General features: G+C 66.7%; 16 protein-coding genes. 1 reads left to right on the top strand and 15 read right to left on the bottom strand.

Annotated elements, in window-relative coordinates:
• Positions 1-5: 5 nt before the first annotated feature.
• The 11 genes from proB to AWC06_RS18955 form a co-directional block, all read right to left on the bottom strand.
• The gene (gene proB / locus AWC06_RS19005; RefSeq protein ID WP_085199553.1) at positions 6-1109 is read right to left on the bottom strand and encodes a glutamate 5-kinase; all 1104 of its coding nucleotides are present in this window, start codon (positions 1107-1109) and stop codon (positions 6-8) included.
• Positions 1106-2542 carry a GTPase ObgE gene (gene obgE / locus AWC06_RS19000; protein WP_085199552.1) on the bottom strand — a complete coding sequence of 479 codons (1437 nt, stop codon included), beginning with the start codon at positions 2540-2542 and terminating at the stop codon, positions 1106-1108. The genes proB and obgE overlap by 4 nt, the downstream gene beginning before the upstream one ends.
• 77 nt (positions 2543-2619) lie before the next feature.
• Complete coding sequence (gene rpmA / locus AWC06_RS18995; RefSeq protein WP_085199551.1) at positions 2620-2874, bottom strand: 50S ribosomal protein L27; 255 nt, start codon at positions 2872-2874, stop codon at positions 2620-2622.
• 13 nt (positions 2875-2887) lie between these two features.
• Positions 2888-3199 carry a 50S ribosomal protein L21 gene (rplU, locus tag AWC06_RS18990; RefSeq protein WP_085199550.1) on the bottom strand — a complete coding sequence of 104 codons (312 nt, stop codon included), beginning with the start codon at positions 3197-3199 and terminating at the stop codon, positions 2888-2890.
• A 136-nt stretch (positions 3200-3335) separates the two neighbouring features.
• On the bottom strand, positions 3336-6047 hold the full coding sequence (gene rne / locus AWC06_RS18985; RefSeq protein ID WP_085199549.1) for a ribonuclease E: 2712 nt from the start codon (positions 6045-6047) through the stop codon (positions 3336-3338).
• A gap of 329 nt (positions 6048-6376) precedes the next feature.
• On the bottom strand, positions 6377-6784 hold the full coding sequence (ndk, locus tag AWC06_RS18980; RefSeq protein ID WP_085199548.1) for a nucleoside-diphosphate kinase: 408 nt from the start codon (positions 6782-6784) through the stop codon (positions 6377-6379).
• Between the two features lie 22 nt (positions 6785-6806).
• Positions 6807-7145, bottom strand: coding sequence for a DUF4233 domain-containing protein (locus AWC06_RS18975; protein WP_085200048.1), 339 nt, complete (start codon positions 7143-7145; stop codon positions 6807-6809).
• A gap of 38 nt (positions 7146-7183) precedes the next feature.
• On the bottom strand, positions 7184-8593 hold the full coding sequence (folC, locus tag AWC06_RS18970) for a bifunctional tetrahydrofolate synthase/dihydrofolate synthase (RefSeq protein WP_085199547.1): 1410 nt from the start codon (positions 8591-8593) through the stop codon (positions 7184-7186).
• On the bottom strand, positions 8590-11259 hold the full coding sequence (locus tag AWC06_RS18965) for a valine--tRNA ligase (protein ID WP_085199546.1): 2670 nt from the start codon (positions 11257-11259) through the stop codon (positions 8590-8592). Before AWC06_RS18965 ends, folC begins: the two co-directional genes overlap by 4 nt.
• A gap of 63 nt (positions 11260-11322) precedes the next feature.
• The gene (locus AWC06_RS18960) at positions 11323-11898 is read right to left on the bottom strand and encodes a DUF937 domain-containing protein (protein WP_085199545.1); all 576 of its coding nucleotides are present in this window, start codon (positions 11896-11898) and stop codon (positions 11323-11325) included.
• Between the two features lie 93 nt (positions 11899-11991).
• A complete protein-coding gene (locus tag AWC06_RS18955) occupies positions 11992-13242 on the bottom strand; it encodes a saccharopine dehydrogenase family protein (RefSeq protein ID WP_085199544.1) in 1251 nt (416 codons plus the stop codon).
• A gap of 114 nt (positions 13243-13356) precedes the next feature.
• Between AWC06_RS18955 and AWC06_RS18950 the strand changes: the two genes are divergently transcribed.
• Positions 13357-14511: an FAD-dependent monooxygenase gene (locus AWC06_RS18950; RefSeq protein WP_085199543.1), complete on the top strand. Its 1155-nt coding sequence runs from the start codon at positions 13357-13359 to the stop codon at positions 14509-14511.
• Between the two features lie 50 nt (positions 14512-14561).
• Here the strand turns inward: AWC06_RS18950 and AWC06_RS23435 are convergent, their stop codons facing one another.
• From AWC06_RS23435 to AWC06_RS18930, 4 genes are all read right to left on the bottom strand, one after another.
• Positions 14562-15182, bottom strand: a complete 621-nt coding sequence (locus AWC06_RS23435) for a transglycosylase family protein (RefSeq protein ID WP_085200047.1) — start codon at positions 15180-15182, stop codon at positions 14562-14564.
• 1014 nt (positions 15183-16196) lie between these two features.
• The gene (gene mobA / locus AWC06_RS18940; RefSeq protein ID WP_085199542.1) at positions 16197-16832 is read right to left on the bottom strand and encodes a molybdenum cofactor guanylyltransferase; all 636 of its coding nucleotides are present in this window, start codon (positions 16830-16832) and stop codon (positions 16197-16199) included.
• Position 16833: 1 nt separating this feature from the next.
• The gene (locus AWC06_RS18935) at positions 16834-17925 is read right to left on the bottom strand and encodes a 2-oxoacid:ferredoxin oxidoreductase subunit beta (RefSeq protein ID WP_085199541.1); all 1092 of its coding nucleotides are present in this window, start codon (positions 17923-17925) and stop codon (positions 16834-16836) included.
• On the bottom strand, positions 17922-19895 hold the full coding sequence (locus tag AWC06_RS18930) for a 2-oxoacid:acceptor oxidoreductase subunit alpha (protein WP_085199540.1): 1974 nt from the start codon (positions 19893-19895) through the stop codon (positions 17922-17924). Before AWC06_RS18930 ends, AWC06_RS18935 begins: the two co-directional genes overlap by 4 nt.
• Between the last annotated feature and the right edge of the window lie 257 nt (positions 19896-20152).

Genomic DNA, 20152 nt, shown 5'->3' with positions numbered 1-20152 from the left:
CCGGCTTACACCGCAACCAAGTCGTCGGCGTGCACGGCGGGCCGCCGCAGCTCGGGCGGTAGGTCGGTGGTCGACCGGCCCAGCATCGTGGCCAATTCGGCGGCGTCGTAGGCGACGACACCCCGGGCCACCACGGTGGCGTCTGGACCACACAGGTTGACGACGTCACCGCCGTGAAAACGACCGGACAGCGCGGTGATACCGGCCGGCAAGAGCGAGCGACGCTGCTCCACCACGGCGCGTACGGCGCCCTCGTCGAGGGTCAGCGAGCCCGCGGACTCCGCGGCATAGCGCACCCAGAATCGTCGCGCCGACATCCGCTGCCGCCGCGCGGCGAACGCCGTGCCCACTGATGCATCCGCCAGCGCGGTCGCGGCGTCGGCGGCGGCCGCGAGCAACACCGGGACCCCGGCGTCGGCGGCCAGCAACGCCGAGGACACCTTCGACGCCATTCCGCCGGTACCCAGGTGGCTGCTGTGTCCCGCGACGACGCCGACCAGATCGGACGGACCGGACACCTCCGGAATGAAGCGTGATTCGGGCGCTTTCCGCGGGTCGGAGTCGTACAGCCCGTCGATGTCGGATAACAGCACAAGTGCGTCGGCGCCAACCAGGTGCGCGACCAGTGCCGAGAGGCGGTCGTTGTCACCGAACCGGATCTCGTTGGTGGCCACCGTGTCGTTCTCGTTGACGATCGCCACCGCGTGCAGCGCCCGCAGCCGGTCCAGGGTGCGCTGGGCGTTGGTGTGCTGTACCCGCATCGAAATGTCCTGCGCGGTCAGCAGCACCTGGCCGACCGCGCGCTGATAACGAGCGAACGCCGCGCTCCACGAGTTCACCAGCGCGACCTGCCCGACGCTGGCCGCCGCCTGCTTGGTGGCCAGGTCGGCGGGCCGCCTGGTCAGCCCCAGGGGCTCGATGCCGGCGGCGATCGCTCCGGAGGAGACGATCACGACGTCGGAGCCCGCCTTCATCCTCGCCTCGATGGCGTCGGCCAGCCCGGCCAGCCTGCTGGCGTCGAACATGCCGGAGGAGTTGGTCAATGCGGTGGTACCGACCTTGACGACGACGCTTCGCGCCGTGCGGATGGCCTCGCGCGTGCTGGTCATGAGCCACGCTCGCGACGCTGGCGGCGGGCCGCCTTACGCTCGGCGGCGCCGACGCGCTCGGTGCCCTCGAGACGCGCGTCGGTACCGCGCGCCGACATCGCGGTGTCGACTCCGGCGGGAGTTTGCGGCTCCCAGTCGAACGTGACCTCGCCGATCGTCACGGCGCATCCCGGCTTGGCGCCCAACCGCACCAGTTCATCCTCGACGCCCAGCCGCGCCAACCGGTCACCGAGGTAGCCGACCGCCTCGTCGTTGTCGAAATTGGTCTGCGCGACCCACCGTTCGGGCCGCTGCCCCCGCACCACGAACCCGCCCTGCCCGTCGAACTCCACGGTGAACCCCGATTCGTCGACCGGAATCGGGCGAATCACCGGCCGCCGCGGCACCAGCACCGGCTGCGCGGCATGATATTCCGCGACCATGTCGGCCAGCGCGAATGTCAACGGCTGCAAGCCTTCACGGGCCACGGTTGAAATCGGGAACACCGGCCAGCCGCGCGCCGCGATGTCGTCGCGGACGAATTCGGCCAGCTCTCGGGCCTCCGGCACGTCGATCTTGTTGAGCACCACGGCGCGCGGCCGCTCGACGAGGTCACCGAGAACTGAATCTCCTTGCAGCGTAGGCGTATACGCGGCCAGCTCGGCTTCCAGCGCATCGATGTCCGACACCGGGTCGCGGCCCGGCTCGGCGGTGGCGCAGTCCACGACATGCACCAGAACCGCGCATCGTTCGATATGCCGCAGAAACTCCAGGCCCAAACCGCGGCCCTGCGAGGCACCGGGGATCAGGCCGGGCACATCGGCGACGGTGAAGGTCCGCTCCCCCGCCGAAACCACCCCGAGGTTGGGGGCCAGCGTGGTGAACGGGTAGTCGGCGATCTTGGGCTTGGCCGCCGAAATCGCCGACACCAGTGAGGATTTGCCAGCCGAGGGAAATCCGATCAACCCGACGTCGGCGACCGTCTTGAGCTCGAGGATGAGGTCGCGGGACTGGCCTTTCTCGCCGAGCAGCGCAAAACCCGGAGCCTTGCGGGCCCGCGACGCGAGCGCGGCGTTGCCCAGCCCGCCGCGACCTCCGGCGGCGGCTTCGAACCGAGTGCCCGCGCCGACCAGGTCGGCAAGCAGTCGGCCCTGCTCGTCGAGCACGACGGTGCCGTCGGGAACCTTGACTTCAAGATCTGCGCCGGCGGCGCCGTCGCGGTTGCCGCCCATGCCCTGCTTGCCGGATGGGGCGACGATATGGGGGCGGAAGTGGAAGTCGAGCAGGGTGTGCACCTGCGGGTCGACGACCAGGATGACGCTGCCGCCGCGACCGCCGTTGCCGCCGTCGGGGCCGCCGAGCGGCTTGAACTTCTCGCGGTGAACCGACGCGCAGCCGTTACCGCCGGAGCCCGCCTGCGTGTGGATGACGACGCGGTCGACAAACCGAGGCATCGGTTACCACTCCTCCGAATGTAACGTCACGGCGGAAAATAGCTCGCGAGACCGCCACCCCGTTACGCTCGCGAGGCTTAGGCCTCCGTGACGACGCTGACGGTCTTGCGTCCCCGCTTGACGCCGAACTGCACGGCACCGGCCGCCTTGGCGAACAAGGTGTCGTCACCGCCCCTGCCGACATTGATTCCCGGGTGGAAATGCGTACCGCGCTGGCGGACCAGGATCTCGCCGGCCTTGACAACCTGGCCGCCGAACCGCTTGACACCCAGCCGCTGGGCGGCGGAGTCGCGGCCGTTGCGTGAGCTGGAAGCGCCCTTCTTGTGTGCCATTTTGTGGACTCCGCTACTTGATTCCGGTGACCTTCAGGACCGTCAGCTGCTGACGGTGACCCTGACGCTTGTGATAGCCGGTCTTGTTCTTGAACTTGTGGATCCGAATCTTGGGGCCTTTGGTGTGCTCGAGCACCTCGCCGGTCACGGCGATTTTGGCCAGCGCTTTGGCGTCGCTGGTCACGGTGGCGCCGTCGACCACGAGCGCGACCGGCAGCGACACCTTCGCGCCGGGTTCGGAGTCGAGTTTCTCGACCTTGACGACGTCCCCGACCGCGACTTTGTACTGCTTGCCGCCGGTCTTGACGATTGCGTAGGTCGCCATCGTTGCGTCTACCTCTTCTTTTCTCCGCGCACTGTGCTGCCAGTGCGTGCGCGGGGTGGGTCTGGGATGCGCCGGCCTGAAGGCCTCGCGACAACTGGTCCAGGGTACTTGACCAGCGACTAAGGGGTCAAACCGGTCAGTCCTCGTGGATCGGCGGACCGGCGGGCCGGGCCGCGGCACGCCGTCGACGCGGTTGCTCGACTGAGGGCGACGCGGTGACGACGGATACCTCGGCTTGATCGGCGATGTCCTCGTCGGAGCCCTCGGAATCGGAATCGTCGGTGTCAACGTCGAGATCCTCGTCGTCGAGGTCGAGATCCTCGTCTTCGAGATCCTCATCGATGTCCTCATCATCGTCGAGTTCGACTTCGTCCTCGTCTTCCTCGGTGTCTTCGAAGTCGGTGTCGTCCAGATCTTCCTCGGCGACCTCGCTTGCGACCTCTTCCTCGGTGCGGGTGTCGGCTTCTTCGCTGGGTGTCGGCGCCCCGGCGTCCTCGCTCTCGTCGTCGTGGCGACCGTTGGCCGCGGCCATCGCCTTGAACATCGGATGCTCGCCGGGAGCGTGAGCGGGCACCTTGGCCACCGCCAGGTCATCGGACCGGCCCTTCTTGGGACGCCGGCCCCGTCGAGACTCGGATTTGCGGCCGCCCGCGCGCTCGGAGTCGACGGGATCGGCGTGCAGCAGGATGCCCCGCCCACTGCATTGCGGGCAGGTCGTGGAAAAGGCCTCGATCAGCCCGGTTCCCAGCCGCTTGCGGGTGAGCTGCACCAGACCCAACGAGGTCACTTCGGACACCTGGTGACGGGTGCGGTCGCGCGCCAATGCCTCGGTCAGCCGGCGCAGCACCAGGTCGCGGTTGGACTCCAGCACCATGTCGATGAAGTCGATGACGACGATGCCGCCGATGTCGCGCAGCCGCAGCTGGCGCACGATCTCCTCGGCCGCTTCCAGGTTGTTCTTGGTGACGGTCTGCTCAAGGTTGCCGCCGGAGCCGGTGAACTTGCCGGTGTTGACGTCGATGACCGTCATCGCCTCGGTTCGGTCGATCACCAGCGTCCCACCCGACGGCAGCCAGACTTTGCGGTCCATCGCCTTGGCCAGCTGCTCGTCGATGCGGTGCACCGCGAAGACGTCGGGGCCTGTCTGGCCATCCGGGCCCGCCGCGACTTCGTACTTGTTCAGCTTCGAAACAAGTTCGGGGGCAACCGAGTTCACGTATTCGTTGATGGTGGTCCAGGCTTCGTCGCCGGAGACGATCAGTTCCGCGAAGTCGTCGTTGAACAAATCGCGGATGACTTTGACCAGTACATCGGGCTCCTCGTAGAGCGCCACCGCGGCGCCGGCCGCCTTCTCCTTGATCTCCTCGGCCTTTGCCGAGATCTGTGTCCACCGCTCTTGCAGCCGGCTCACGTCGGCGCGGATGTCCTCCTCTTTGACGCCCTCCGATGCGGTGCGGATGATCACCCCGGCGTCGGACGGCACGACCTCGCGCAGGATCTCCTTGAGACGCTGGCGTTCGGTGTCGGGCAGCTTGCGGCTGATGCCGGTCGACGACGCGTCCGGCACATACACCAGGTAGCGACCCGCCAGCGACACCTGGGTGGTCAGCCGGGCGCCCTTGTGCCCGACCGGATCCTTGCTGACCTGGACGACGACATAGTCGCCGGGTTTGAGAGCCTGCTCGATCTTGCGGTTGGCCCCGCCCAAACCGGCGGCCTCCCAGTTCACTTCGCCGGCGTAGAGCACGCCGTTGCGGCCGCGGCCGATATCGACGAAGGCCGCCTCCATCGATGGCAGCACGTTCTGCACGATGCCCAGGTAGATGTTGCCCACCAACGACGCCGAAGCCGCGCTGGTGACGAAATGCTCGACGACGACGCCGTCTTCGAGCACGGCGATCTGGGTATAGCGGGCGCCCGGGTGTGGGGGTTCGGTGCGGACCTTGTCACGCACCACCATCACCCGCTCGACCGCCTCGCGGCGGGCCAGGAATTCGGCCTCGGTCAGTACCGGCGGGCGGCGCCGTCCGGCGTCGCGCCCGTCGCGGCGACGCTGCCGTTTGGCCTCCAGCCGGGTCGAGCCGTCGATGCCCTGGATCTCAGCCGTGGCCGGGTCGCTGTCGGTGCCGGCCTTGTCGGACCCGCGCGGCGCCCGCTCGTGCACCACCGTGTTCGGTGGGTCGTCCGGTGACGGGCCGTCCTCGCCGTCATCGCCGGACCCAGCCTTACGGCGACGACGACGTCGGCGGCGACGGGTCGCGGTCTCCGCTGAGCCGTTGTCTTCCTCGGTGTCTTCGGTGTCCTCGGTGTCAGCGGAATCCTGCCCACCATCGCTGTCGCCATCGTCGTCGCCCGGGCCACGGTCGGTTCCGCCGCCTTCCCCGCGGCCGCGGCCACGGCCCCGACGGCCACGGCGCCGCCGCCGCCCGGCCGGGCGTTCGGCCTGCTCTTCGTCGAGGTCGCCGTCGGTGTCGTCGATGTCCTCGTCGTCGGAATCAATGTCTTCGTCGCCCTCAAGCGGCTGCGGCGCGACGAACAGCGGCATGTATTCCGGATGCTGCGCCGGCGTCTCCAGCATCAGACGCGATTCGGGCTCCTCCGGCTCGTCGGCCGCTCCGGCCGTGGCCGGTTCGCTGGCCAACAGGTCGCGCACCCGGGCCGCGTCGGCGCGGTCCACGGTTGAATGCGCGCTGCGGACCCGCCCGTCGAGCTCAGTCAGCGCGTCGAGCACCCGCTTGCTGGTTGTCCCGAGGGTTCGGGCCAGCGTGTGGACTCTCAGCCGGTCGGGCAGGTCCTCATGCTGGGACGGGTCTTCTGGAATCTCTGAGTATTGGTCACCGTCTATCACGTATTCTCCTCAAGCCCCCGGGCGCGTCGTGTCGACGCGGCCACGCGAGGGCTTCGCTATGTGTCCGGGTCACTTCTCCCGGACTTGTGATGGTCTCGCCCCGAGCCCTTCATTTCGAACGCACTCGGCGCATGTCTGAATGATGGCTGGACAGTCGGCGCCGCATCGCGGGTAGCGGTGGTCGCGCTTGTCGAAGTCTTCATTCGGGCGCCCGTCAACGTTCCTGAGTCGGTCCGGCGACGTTCACCCTCGCTCAGTATCCCACACGTTCGTATGGACGCGGACGGAGTGCGCCGAGCCGGGGAAGGGCCCGTTCGGCGAGCGTGCAATTAGCCGGGGAACCAGAGCGCGATTTCCCGCTTGGCCGACTCGGCCGAATCCGAGCCGTGTACCAGGTTGAACTGCGTTTCCAGCCCGAAGTCGCCGCGGATGGTGCCGGGCGCGGCGTTCTCCACGGGGTCGGTGGCACCGGCGAGCTGCCGGACCGCGGTGACCGCCCGCGGCCCCTCCACGATCGCCGCGACCACCGGCCCGGACGTGATGAATTCCAGCAACGGGGCGAAAAACGGTTTGCCTTCATGCTCGGCGTAGTGGTGGCGGGCTAGCTCGTCGTCGACATTTCGCAGCTCCAGCGCCGCGAACGTGAGACCTTTGCGCTCGATGCGGCCGATGATTTCGCCCACCAAGCGCCGTTCGACGCCGTCGGGCTTGATCAACAGCAGAGTGCGCTCGGTCACGGCGCAAAGCGTACCTGGCGGATCAGTCCGGAGGCGGTTGCTGGCCGGGCAACAGGCCGCGCCGCTGCCGGCGCAGCACCTCGGCGCGGAAGTAGGCGATCAGCGCCCAAACCGCAGCGAAGAGCAATCCGATGAACCCGACACCGGGGTAAACCAGGAATCCCGCAATCAACACCAGCTGTGCGGCCAGGTTGACCCAGATGGCCCACGGCCGGCCTTGCAGCCCCGCGAGCAGGATCAGCACGACGGCCAAACCGATCAGATAGCCCAGCGCGACGGGGGTCAGCCCGCCGCCGACGACGCCGACCACCGGCAGCGCCAGCAGCACCACGATCGCCTCCAGGATCAGCGTGCCGGCCATCACGCCGCGGAAACTCTTCCATGGATCGGGCGGGCCGGTCACGCTGGATCCTTACCGAACAACGTGCGCGCGGCACCGGCGGTCACCACTGAGCCGGTGATCACGATGCCGGTCCCGGCGAACGCTTCGCCTTCCGCTTTCCCTTCTGAAAAGGCGTCGTCGACCAGCGCGGTCGCGGTGTCGATCGCGTCGCGCAGATTCTCCGCGGTGAGCACCCGGTCGGGTCCGAACTGCTGCTGCGCCGCCAACACCAGCGTCTCGACGTCCAGGGCTCGCGGCGAACCGTTATGGGTGACCACAATCCGATCGAGCGCCGGCTCCAGTGCCGCGAGAATGCCGTCCACGTCCTTGTCGGCCAGCACGCTGACCACCCCGACCAGGAACCGGAAGTCGAACTCCTCGGTCAGCGCATGCGCCAGCGCCGCCGCGCCCGCCGGGTTGTGCGCGGCGTCGATGAACACCGTCGGCGCGCTGCGCATGCGCTCCAGCCGGCCGGGACTGGTGACGGCGGCGAATCCCGCCCGGACGGCCTCGACGTCAAGCTGGCGCTTCTTGCCGGCACCGAAGAATGCCTCGACCGCCGCCAGTGCGACCGCCGCGTTTTGGGCCTGATGTTCTCCGTGCAGCGGGAGATAGACGTCGGAATACACCCCGCCCAGGCCCTGCAACTGCAGCACCTGGCCGCCGACGGCGACCTGACGGGCCAGCACCGCGAATTCCGAGTCCTCCCGGGCGACCTGGACGTCGGCCCGCACCGATTGCGCCAGCAACACCTCCATGGCCTCGGGCAGCTGACGGCCGATCACCGCAACGGTGTCGGGGCCTGTGATGATGCCGGCCTTTTCGCCGGCGATCCCGGCGATGTCGTGGCCGAGGTATTCGACGTGGTCGATGCTGATCGGGGTGATAACCGCTACCGGGGCGTTGACCACATTGGTGGCATCCCAACGGCCGCCCAGGCCCACTTCGACAACTGCGACCTCGACAGGTGCATCGGCGAACGCCGCGAATGCCATCGCGGTGAGGACCTCGAACTTGCTCAGTCGCGGGCCAGCCTCCCCGAAAACACCGGCCTGCGATTGCTCGTCGATCATCTGCACGAACGGCTCGATTTCGCGGTAGGTGTCCACATATTGCGCGGGGCTGATCGGCTTTCCGTCGATCGCGATGCGCTCGACGGCCGACTGCAGGTGCGGGCTGGTGGTGCGTCCGGTGCGCCGGTGCAGCGCGGTCAGCAGCGCGTCGACCATCCGCGCCACCGAGGTCTTGCCGTTGGTGCCCGCGATGTGAATCGACGGGTATCCGCGTTGCGGTGAGCCCAACAGGTCCATCAGCGCGGCGATGCGGGTGAGGCTCGGCTCGATCTTCGTTTCCGGCCAGCGCTGGTCGAGCAGGTGCTCAACCTGCAACAGCGACGCGATTTCGTCGGGAGTGGGTGGGCTGCTCACATCGCGGCCAAGCGGCTGGTGATCCGGTCCACTTCCTCACGGGCCACCCGCTGGCGGTCGCGTTGCTTGTCGACGACGGCGGCCGGCGCCTTGGCCATGAAGTCGGCGTTGTCAAGCTTGGCCGTGGTGGACGCCAATTCCTTTTGCGCAGCGGCCAAATCCTTCTCCAGGCGGCGACGCTCGGCCTCGACGTCAATGGTGCCCGACGTGTCGATTTCGACAACGACGATGTGCTTGGCGTTGCTGCCCAGGCCGACTTCCAGTGAGACCGACGGATTGAATTCGGGCCCCGGCGCGGTCAGCCACGCCAACGACGTGACGGCGCCCACCTGGGTGCCCAGATCAGCGGAGTCAATGCCCGACAAGCGGGCAGGAACTTTCTGCCGGTCGGCCAGACCCTGGTCGCTACGAAACCGTCTGACCTCCGTCACCAATTTCTGCATGTCAGAGATCCGTTGCGCGGCAACCTGATCCAGGCTAATCCCGGACGACTCCGGCCAGTCGGCGATCACCAGCGACTCGCCGCCGGTCAACGCCTGCCACAGCGCCTCGCTGATAAACGGGACCACCGGGTGCAGCAACCGCAACAGCGTGTCCAGTACCGCGGCGAGCACGGCGGTGGTGTGCGAGATTCCGTCGGCGAGTTGGGTCTTGGCCAGTTCGACATACCAGTCGCAGAACTCGTCCCAGGTGAAGTGATACAGAGCCTCGCAGGCGCGGCTGAATTCATATCGGTCGAACGCCGAATCGACTTCGGCGCGAACCTCTTCCAGCCGGCCGAGAATCCAGCGGTCGGCGTCGGTCAGCTCGCCTTGGGCGGGCAGCGGGGCCACAGCCGCGCCGTTGAGCAGTGCGAACCGGGTGGCGTTGAACAGCTTTGTCCCGAAGTTGCGCGACGCGCGGACATGGTCCTCACTGATTGTCAGGTCGCCGCCCGGACTGGCGCCGCGGGCCAGCGCGAACCGCAGCGCGTCGGCGCCGAACATCTCCAACCAGTCCAACGGGTCGATGACGTTGCCCTTGGACTTGCTCATCTTGCGGCCGAACTCGTCGCGGATCAGCCCGTGCAGAAACACATTGGTGAACGGCACCTGTGGCCCGCGGCGGCCGCCAAGCGTGATGGCCTCGTCGTCGCCGACAAAGGTACCGAACATCATCATCCGGGCCACCCAGAAGAACAGGATGTCGTATCCGGTGACTAAAACGGTTGTCGGATAAAACTTTTCCAGTTCCACGGTCTGCGACGGCCAGCCCATGGTGGAAAACGGCCACAGCGCAGACGAGAACCAGGTGTCGAGGACATCGCGATCCTGCTCCCAGCCCGCAGGCGGCGTCTCGTCCGGGCCGACACACACCTGCTCGCCGTTTGGGCCGTACCAGATCGGGATCCGGTGCCCCCACCACAGCTGTCGTGAAATGCACCAGTCGTGCATGTCATCGACCCAGGCGAACCAGCGCGGCTCCAGGCTGGGCGGGTGAATCACGGTGTCCCCGTTGCGCACCGCGTCGCCGGCCGCTTTGGCGAGCGACTCCACCCGCACCCACCACTGCAGCGAGAGCCGCGGTTCGATCGGCTCACCGGTGCGCTCGGAGTGTCCGACGCTGTGCATGTAGGGCCGTTTCTCCTCGACGATCCGGCCCTGCGCCGCCAGAGCCTCGCGCACCGCGACACGGGCGTCGAAGCGATCCATCCCGTCGAATTGCGTTCCGGTATCGGCAATGCGGCCTTTGGTATCCATGATCGAGGGCATCGGCAGCTGGTGCCGCAGCCCGATCTCGAAGTCGTTCGGGTCGTGGGCCGGGGTGACTTTCACTGCGCCCGTGCCGAATTCAGGGTCCACATGGTCGTCGGCAACGACGACGAGCTGTCGGTCCACAAACGGGTGCGGCAGCGTGGCGCCGATGAGATCCCGGTAGCGCTCGTCGTCAGGGTGCACCGCGATCGCGGTATCTCCCAGCATCGTCTCGACCCGGGTGGTGGCGACGACAATATGCGGCCCGGAGTCGTCGAGCGAGCCGTAACGAAACGACACCAGTTCGCCTTCGACCTCTTCGTAGTTGACTTCGAGGTCCGAAATCGCCGTCTCCAGCACCGGTGACCAATTCACCAGTCGCTCGGCCTGATAGATCAGGCCCGCGTCATAGAGGCGCTTGAAGATCGTCCGTACCGCGCGCGACAGGCCCTCGTCCATGGTGAACCGGTCGCGGCTCCAGTCCACACCGTCCCCCAGCCTCCGCATCTGACCACCGATGGCACCGCCGGAATCCCGTTTCCATTCCCACACCTTGTCGATGAACAGCTCCCGACCGAAGTCCTCTTTGGTCTTGCCGTCGACAGCGAGCTGCTGTTCCACCACGCTCTGGGTGGCGATACCCGCGTGGTCCATGCCAGGGAGCCACAGCACTTCGTAGCCCTGCATTCGCTTGCGGCGGGTCAGGGCGTCCATCAGTGTGTGCTCGAGCGCGTGGCCCATGTGCAGGCTCCCGGTCACGTTCGGCGGTGGCAGCACAATCGAGTAACCGGGTTTGGTGCTGGTCGGATCCGCGGTGAAGTAGCCGGCGTCGAGCCAACGCTGGTAGATGGAGCTTTCGACCGCGCCCGGATCCCAGGCCTTGGGCAGGGCTTCAGCCCGCGCGCGGGCAGCGGGCTCGGGGCTGGCGGTCACCGATCAATTCTAGAAAGGACCGAAGTCCGCGACGAACACCGGCCGCATGCAGCGGAGTTCGGGTTACTTCTTGCCGCCCAATAATCCGCCGAGGATGTCGCCGGCCTTGTTGCCAAGCGCACTGCCCAAGACGCTGCCCAGCGATTTGTTTCCGCTCGCCATCCCGCCGAGGATGTTGCCCAGCACGTCGTTGAGGGCACCTCCGGACGCCGCCTCCTCCTTGGCGGGAGTGGGTGCGCTCTTCTGGGTCATCTGCTTTCCGATGTAGGCCAGCACGATCGGCGCCAGGATCGGCAACAGCTTCTGTAGTAGATCGCTGTTGCCGGCCCCACCGCCTGCCAGCGCGTTGGCGACTTGGGCGGTGTCGTTGCCGCCGAAGATCTTCGCGATCGCTTGCTGACCCTCGTTCTCGTCGACCTGGTCGACGTGGACACCGGTATCCAGCAGGCCTCGGGCGTTGGTGGCCGCGGACTCGATTTTGCTTGCATGGTCGGGGTCTTGCGCGTTCTGGTGCAGCCCGCCGACCAACACCGGTACCAGCAGCTGAACCGCCTTGTCCACTTCGGCTTCGTTGACGCCGATCTTGCTTGCGATATCGCTCGTGGGAATCTGGGCAAAAAGATCATCAAGGCCAGCCATGGAACCGTCCACCTAACGTTGCCGGGATGTGGTGACTCAGGAATGACACTAGCCCGAGCTGATCTTGTCCGACAGCGGTTCCCAGGAGCAGATTCAATTCAGGCGTGCGGTTTCCAGTGTGACGCCTGCGGCCGGCAACCGTGCCAGCAGCGCGTCACCCATCGCGGCCGCAGGCGTCAGCACACCGCGCAGGTCGGAGAGCTTGTCGCGGTCCATGGCCAGCGCCAGACCGGACTCTCCCAGTAGCACCGAGGTCGCCTGATATCCCGGATCGCCCTGCTGCGCCATGGTTGCCACATAGCGGGCGCCGGTGGTCGTGGTGGTGTAGGTCTCGGCGCGGTAGTAACCGCGCTCGCGAGTGGCCTGGCTGGGCCCGGTGCCGGGTTTGGGAGCAAGGCGCTCCACCAGCCGCCGCGGCAGCAGTCGGAAATAGCGGTTGCCCAAACCGAAAACCGCGGTTTGGGCGCCGGTTATCAAAGCTGACGCTGCCGGGGCGATAAAAGTGGATCCCACCCTCAAATGCTCCGCATAGCGGAACTGCCTTCCGTACGCCCAGTCGAGTAATGCGTTGCTGCGCCGCACAATTCGAGTGTTGTACGGCGCCATGAGAAATCCAGCCGTCCAGGTGCCGGCGAGTTCTGGCGCAATGTCGCGGCCGCGACGCCACGACATATCGGGCTGCGGACCGAGGTCTGGTTCAGCACTGCGACCGGTGCTCAGCGTGTAGGGGTCATTGACCTGGCGTCGGGCATCGGGATCGCTGGAGGCGGTATGCATCATTTCCATCCCCGATGCGATGGTCCCTCCGGACATGCCGCCGGACAAGCGCACGACGAAGTCGGTTTTCCCGAGCTCGCCGGTGCCGTCGTTGGTCGCCGCACGGTGAAGCGCGTAGACGCTCAGATCCGAAGGGATGGAATCGAATCCGCAGGAATGCACGATGCGGGCGCCGGTGTCGACGGCCTGTTTGTGGTGCAGATCGATGCTGTTACGCACGAACATCGCCTCACCGGTGAGGTCGGCGTAGTCGGTGCCGGCGGCGGCGCACGCGGCGACAAGCGGCAGCCCGTAGCGCGTGTACGGCCCGACCGTGGTGATGACCACCTGTGTCTGCGCCGCCATCGCATCCAGCGTCGAGGGCGACGATGCGTCCGCCTGAAGGATCGGCCACGACCGTGCCGATCCCCCAAGAGCTTCGCGGGTCGCGAGCAAGCGTTCGGTTGACCGGCCCGCCAGTGCGATGCGCGCATCGCCGCCGGCCCGGGCCAGGTATTCCGCTGTGAGCTTCCCCACGAAGCCGGTCGCCCCGTACAGGACGATGTCGTATTCACGCGTTGCGTTCACGGCCGCGACGCTAGAACCCTCGCCGTCCCCTCGCTACGCTGGGGCGCCCCCGCGCGGCTGGGGGTGCCCCCACCGAGCGCCCCTGCGCATCGTCGTCGCGGCTAGGTTCAGGCCATGACGCAACGCATCGTCGTGGTCGGAGCGGGCATCGCGGGACTGGCCAGCGCGGTGGCATTGCGGCGCTGTGGACGCGACGTCACGGTCATCGAAGAGCGCACCGACACATCGACGGGCGCCGGAATCAGCATCTGGCCCAACGCGCTGGCCGCGCTGGACCATATCGGCCTGGGCGACGCGGTCCGCGAGGCCGGCGGCCGGATCACCGCAGGAGCACTGCGCTGGTGCGACGGCTCATGGCTGCGCCATCCCGAAACCGAACGATTGGTCACCGCGCTCGGTGAGCCCTTAGTAGTAGTGCAACGCTCGGTGCTGCGCGACATCCTCGCCGCGGCGCTGCCCCCCGGCACGGTGCAATACGGGGTGGGCGCCGTCGGCCTGGCTGCCGAGGCCGGTGGGGTCCGCATCGAGATGTCCGACGGCAGCGCCCGCTCGGCGAGTGCGGTGGTCGGCGCTGACGGAACCCGGTCCATGGTGGCGCGCTACCTGAACGGCCCCCTGGTCGACCGCTACGCGGGCTACACGGCGTGGCGAGGAGTCGCCGATTGCGCGATGGACCCGGAGTTGGCCGGTGAAACGCTCGGACCCGGCGTCGAAGCCGGCCATGTACCGATGGGAGCGGATCGCACGTACTGGTTCGCCACAGAGCGGGCGCCCGAAGGTCGGCTGTCGCCGGATGGGGAGTTGTCGTACTTGCAGGCAAAGTTCGCCGACTGGCCCGAGCCGATCCCGAGCATGCTCGCCGCGACCGCGCCCGCCGACGTGCTGCGCAACGACCTCTACGACCGCACCCCCGCAAGACACTGGTCCCGCGGCGCGGCGGTGCTGGTTGGTGACGCGGCCCATCCGATGCGCCCACACCTCGGCCAGGGCGGATGCCAGGGGCTGGAGGACGCCGCGATTCTGGGCGCGTTCATTGCCGGGGCGGCCGACCTGCCGACCGCGTTCGCCCGCTTCGAGGCGTTCCGACGGCCGCGGGTCAACCCGCTGGTCCGGGAATCAGCGTTGATCGGCCGGATGGTCAACCTGCGTCCGGCGTTTCTCAGTGCGGCCGCGTGCCGGGCCACCGTGCTGGTCCCCGAGGCCGTGGTGACGCGTCATTTGGCCTCGGTGGCGGCGCGGTCGGCGTTCGTCTTGCCAGACGCGGAATAGACGACGGTGCCGGGCCCGCAGGCCCGGCACCGTCTTGGGTTGCCGTTGGGTCAGCCGCGCCGACCGCAGACCGGCCAGGCGCCGATGCCCTGCGTACGCAGAACATTCTCGGCCACCCGGATCTGCTCCTCGCGGCTCGCGCTGGCTGGGGAGCCCGAGCCACCGTTGGCATGCCAGGTGCTCGGGGTGAACTGCAGACCACCGACGAAGCCGTTACCGGTGTTGATCGACCAGTTGCCACCGGACTCGCACTGTGCGATCGCGTCCCAGTTCACGCTGTAGGCCTGCTTAGGCGCGGGGGGCGCTTCCGGAGCAGGACCGTCACCGGCAGGCTCGGCCAGCGGCGGCGCCGCCTCGGGGGCCGGCGGTGCATCCGGAGCCGGCGGCAGGCCGGCCGGAGGCGGCGGTGCATCCGGAGCCGGCGGCAGGTCGGCCGGGGGCGGTGGTGCGTCCGGAGCGGGCGCATCGGGAGCCGGAGGCGCATCCGGAGCGGGCGGCGCATCCGGTGCGGGCGGCAAGTCCGCCGGCGCCTCGGGAGCGCGCCCCAGGGCCGCATTGAAGTCCCAGGCGTCGCCCTCCGCATACGCGGTGGCGACGAACGGCGCAGTCGGCGCTGCGGCAAGCGCCCCTGCAATCCCGGCCATGATGAGCGTCTTGCGGACGTTCCTCAATATCGTTCCTTTCGCGGTGCGCGCGCGCCAAAGCAAACCCAGCGATGTGGGGGTGCCTGTCTCCAGGCGGGTTGATGCTTCGAGGCGTGCCGTCTCGTTCTGGCACGACAGCGGGGGCCTGATCCGCCGACCGGGCTGGTGCCCGACGGCCGCACGGCGGCTGTCGCCGTCCGCAGCCCCCGCTCACACGCGGGTCCGTGGATTCGATTTTGTTGTGCCTTTTGCGGCCGAGACGGACCGTACGAGAACCGCGTGCATTAGTCATCTCGGGACACGCCGGATATCTCGCTTCCGTAACGGTCAGATCACGGCGACCCGGGTAATTGTCCTTCCAGGTCAGGAAGGTCTTTTTCGCGGGTGTCAATCTCGTGACGCGACGTACCATTCGTGAGCCAAATCACGCAGATATTGTGAGCTGCACCACGGCTTTACACGGTGTCACGCCAAGTGTTTTGGAGTGTTTTGCGCTCATCCCTCGCGTGAAGGCGAGCCGGGCGTTAGCTAGCGGAGTGTAACGCCGCGGCGTATCGCGTCATCGCAAGCCTCCACACGGCCATCGAATAGGTCTAATATACTGTGCCACAACGCTTTTCAATTCCATGAGATATGTGGCGTCGCGGAGAGCGCCGCCCCGCCACGGGGCTCAACGCGCTTTCACCATATGCCTTGTGTCCCAAGGCATATCACTATCTTGGAAGCGAAAAGCGAACGCTTTACAACCAAACTTCCACCTGTTTGCCGGAATCGTCCTGCGATCCGCTTTTGCAACGCCTAATACCGGTAGGACCCGTTCACAGTTGATTGGCCATTGGGCTCAAATCGCTGCCGCCTCAACGCAATACGGGCGGCCCCGGCGCAGGCTGGATGCGACCTCGTCAGTCGCGAATGTGGTTACTATTGAATCAGTGCCCCGATGTGAATAGCGCCAATTATTACAATCAGTCGGCTCAATATCCGAAATCGAGCAAGCCGAATTCGAAATTGAATTCGTCAGTAAATGGCGCCCAATTAGCGTCAGGCTTGCAAAAGTGAGCGCAGGTCGGCGGCAGAATTAACGTTGGCCAACGACCGGGAAGCGGGAAGCACGATCCGCTGCGCGTCGATGCTGTCGACCAACGCGCGCATCTTGCGTTCGCCGGCGGCCACCAGCGCAGCGATCCGCTCGGCTAGGTCGGTGCGGTACACCGCGGCCAGATAGTGGTCACGGCCGTCCCAGGGCAGCACGACGTCGGCGTCCACTTCGGCTGCCCGTTCCACCAGGGTGTCGATCAAATCGACGGTGAGAAACGGCATATCGACGGCGCATACGAACGCCCGCTTCGCGCCGGCCTCGGCAGCCGCACGCAATCCCCGTCCGGTCGCGAGCAGCGGACCCAGTCCACGCACCTCGTCGCGTACCACCTCGGCGTGCAGCGGCGGCAGGGGTTGTCCCGGCGCGGCCACCACGAAAACCGGTTGGCACCGCTGGTCGAGCACGCTGACCATGTATTCGACCATCGTTGTGGGGCCTTCGGTGCCTGCCCGGCGAAGACCGTCGGAAACCGGTCCCGGAAAAGGCATCGTGGCCTTGTCCCGGCCCATCCGCCGCGATGCGCCCCCAGCGAGCACCACCCCGGCCAACGAAACGGGCCCGGCCGTAGGCGGTGTCACGTCAGTCGACGGTCCAGGTGTCGCGCCCGCGCAACAGCGATTGCAGGGCAGCGCGGCCAGCCGGCTTGGATTCCTTCGCGGCACCAACCTGTGCCCGGGCCGCGTCGTCGTAGGTAGGCCGATTGACCTGACGGAAGATGCCCATCACGGTGTGCTCGAGGTTCTGCTCGGATAGCCGCGAAAGGGCGAACGCGTAGGCGGAGTCGGTGAGGTGCGCGTCATGCACGACGATCTCATCGACACTGACGTCGGCGGTCTTGGCCACCTCCAGGCCATAGCCGGACCGCACCACGCAGTATTCGCCGTTGGCGCCGAACACGATCGGCTCGCCGTGACGGACGTTGATCAGTCGCTCCTCGGCGCCCTCTTTGCGCAGCGCGTCGAACGAGCCGTCGTTGAAAATCGGGCAGTCCTGCAGGATCTCGACCAGGGCGGACCCGCGGTGCTGGGCCGCCGCTCGCAGCACCTCCGACAGCCCCTTGCGGTCGGAGTCCAGCGCGCGGCCGACGAAGCTCGCCTCCGCGCCGAGCGCCACCGAGACGGGGTTGAACGGCTGGTCCAGTGATCCCATCGGGGTCGACTTGGTCACCTTGCCGACTTCGGAGGTCGGCGAGTACTGCCCCTTGGTCAGCCCGTAGATCCGGTTGTTGAACAGCAGGATCGTCAAGTTGACGTTGCGCCGCAACGCGTGGATCAGATGATTACCGCCGATCGACAACGCGTCGCCGTCACCGGTGACCACCCATACCGACAGGTCCTCGCGGGCCAGCGCCAGACCCGTCGCGATGGCCGGCGCACGCCCATGGATGGAATGCAGGCCATAGGTCTCCAGGTAGTACGGGAACCTGCTGGAGCAGCCGATGCCGCTGACGAAGACGATGTTCTCGCGGCGTAATCCCAACTCGGGCAGGAAGTTCCGCATCGTATTGAGGATGACGTAGTCGCCGCAACCGGGGCACCAGCGGACTTCCTGGTCACTGGTGAAGTCCTTGGCCTTCTGCGGTTGGTCGGTGGTGGGCACTGCGCTGTGCTTGGACAGCGCATCCGTCAAAGGAAGCTCTGCCCCCGCCAGATTGCCGATCACGTCAGTCATACTTCAGCTCCTACGCCACTGCCCACAGTAGCCGCCGCCAACCTGGCGACCATCGTCTTGTCTTGCTCGATCTCGGCCAGCGTCCCGCCCAGCGCGGCGCGGATGACGCGGCCCACCTCGTCGGCCAAGAACGAAACGCCCTGAACCTTGGTGACCGATTGCACGTCGACCAAATACTTGCCGCGCAGCAGCAGCGCCAGCTGGCCCATGTTCATCTCGGGGGCCACCACCTGCGGGTAGCGCCGCAGCACTTCGCCGAGGTTGGCAGGGAATGGGCGAAGATGGCGCAGATGGGCGTGTGCGACCTTGATGCCGTTGCGCCGCGCGCGCCGACACGCTTCCCCGATCGGACCGTAGGTGCTGCCCCAGCCGATCAGCAGCAGCTCGGCGTCGCCGGTCGGATCGTCGACTTCCAGATCCGGCACGCGGATGCCGTCGATTTTGGCCTCGCGCAACCGCACCATGAGCTCGTGGTTGGCCGGATCGTAGGAGATGTTGCCCGAGCCGTTTGCACACTCCAGGCCGCCGATGCGGTGTTCCAGCCCGGGAGTGCCCGGAATCGCGAACTGACGGGCGAGGGTTTCCGGGTCACGGGCGTACGGCTGGAAGGGCTCATCCGGTTTGGCGAAGGTGTGCTCGATCGGTTCCAGCGCATCGACGTCCGGGATGCGCCATGGCTCCGAGCCGTTGGCGATTGCGCCGTCGGACAAGACGATCACCGGGGTGTGGTACGACACCGCGATTCGCACCGCCTCGATGGCGGTTTCAAAACAGTCGGACGGCGAACATGGCGCCAGCACCGCCACCGGCGACTCGCCGTTGCGCCCGTACATCGCCTGCATCAGGTCGGCCTGTTCGGTCTTGGTCGGCATTCCGGTTGACGGGCCTGCGCGCTGTACGTCGATGATGAGCATTGGCAGCTCGGTCATCACACCAAGGCCGATCGCTTCGGCTTTCAGCGACAGACCGGGCCCCGAGGTGCTGGTCACCCCCAGAGCACCGCCGTAGGCGGCGCCCAACGCAGCGCACACGCCGCCGATCTCGTCTTCGGCCTGAAAGGTGATCACGTTGAAGTTCTTGTGCTTGGACAGCTCGTGCAGGATGTCCGAGGCCGGGGTGATCGGATAACTGCCGAGCACAACCGGGATGTCGGCGAGCTGTCCGGCCGCGACGATGCCGTACGCCATTGCGGTGTTACCGGAGATCTGCCGGTACTCGCCCGCGGGCAGTACCGCCCTTGAAACCTCGTAGGTGGTGGCGAAGGCCTCGGTGGTTTCGCCGTAGTTCCATCCCGCCTTCAGCGCCAGCACGTTGGTCTCCGCGATGTCGGGCTTGCCGGCGAACTTCTCTCGGATGAAGTTCTCGCTGGTCTGAATCGGCCGCCCATACATCCACGACAAAAGGCCAAGCGCGAACATGTTTTTGGCGCGCTGGCCGTCTTTCTTCGACGCACCGATCGGCTCGACGGCGCCGAGTGTCAGCGTCGTCATCGGCACAGCTTGCACGACGTAGTCCGACAGCTCGCCAGATTCGAGCGGGTCGGCTTCGTAGCCGACTTTGGCCAAGTTGCGCTTGGTGAACTCGTCGGAGTTGACGATCACCAGCCCGCCGCGGGGCAGGTCGCCGAGGTTTGCCTTCAACGCCGCGGGGTTCATCGCGACCAGCACGTCGGGCCGGTCACCGGCGGTGAGGATGTCGTAGTCGGCGATTTGGATCTGGAACGACGAGACCCCGGGCAGGGTGCCTGCGGGCGCGCGGATCTCGGCGGGATAGTTCGGTTGGGTGGCCAGATCGTTGCCGAAGACGGCGGCTTCGGATGTGAACCGGTCACCGGTGAGCTGCATGCCATCACCGGAGTCCCCGGCGAAACGAATGACGACTTGTTCCAACTTTCGGCGCTCGGGCGCCGCTGTGGTATGAGATTCCGACCTGGCTCCGTTATCGCTCGGACCCACGTCCCCGCCTTCCATCGCTGTTCACCGCCGTTGGAGTGGACCCCCGGCCAAGTTTTATGTCACTGGCAGTACCGATTATTGCACTGCTCTTAGGGTTTCATTCATGCTCGCGCGCACCACCACGCTACCTCTACTCGGCCAAAGGACGAGGTCAGACACACGCTAATGGGGTCCATCCAATCAAAGTGTGGTGTTCGTCACTTTTGCTGGCAGACGAAGTCTAAGAACAAAACCTACGCGCGAGTAACGTTAGCTAGCACCCCGCGGGCCGT

The sequence above is a fragment of the Mycobacterium fragae genome (assembly GCF_002102185.1).
Classification (GTDB): Bacteria; Actinomycetota; Actinomycetes; order Mycobacteriales; family Mycobacteriaceae; genus Mycobacterium; species Mycobacterium fragae.
This window is presented reverse-complemented; position numbering and strand designations above follow the sequence as displayed.

Excerpts from the sequence above, each read along its gene's own strand:
- obgE (WP_085199552.1), bottom strand. The coding sequence starts at position 2,542 with ATGCCTCGGTTTGTCGACCGCGTCGTCATCCACACGCAGGCGGGCTCC.
- AWC06_RS18935 (WP_085199541.1), bottom strand. The coding sequence starts at position 17,925 with ATGACTGACGTGATCGGCAATCTGGCGGGGGCAGAGCTTCCTTTGACG.
- AWC06_RS18960 (WP_085199545.1), bottom strand. The coding sequence starts at position 11,898 with ATGGCTGGCCTTGATGATCTTTTTGCCCAGATTCCCACGAGCGATATC.
- rplU (WP_085199550.1), bottom strand. The coding sequence starts at position 3,199 with ATGGCGACCTACGCAATCGTCAAGACCGGCGGCAAGCAGTACAAAGTC.
- proB (WP_085199553.1), bottom strand. The coding sequence starts at position 1,109 with ATGACCAGCACGCGCGAGGCCATCCGCACGGCGCGAAGCGTCGTCGTC.
- AWC06_RS18975 (WP_085200048.1), bottom strand. The coding sequence starts at position 7,145 with ATGGCCGGCACGCTGATCCTGGAGGCGATCGTGGTGCTGCTGGCGCTG.
- AWC06_RS18930 (WP_085199540.1), bottom strand. The coding sequence starts at position 19,895 with ATGGAAGGCGGGGACGTGGGTCCGAGCGATAACGGAGCCAGGTCGGAA.
- AWC06_RS18950 (WP_085199543.1), top strand. The coding sequence starts at position 13,357 with ATGACGCAACGCATCGTCGTGGTCGGAGCGGGCATCGCGGGACTGGCC.
- rpmA (WP_085199551.1), bottom strand. The coding sequence starts at position 2,874 with ATGGCACACAAGAAGGGCGCTTCCAGCTCACGCAACGGCCGCGACTCC.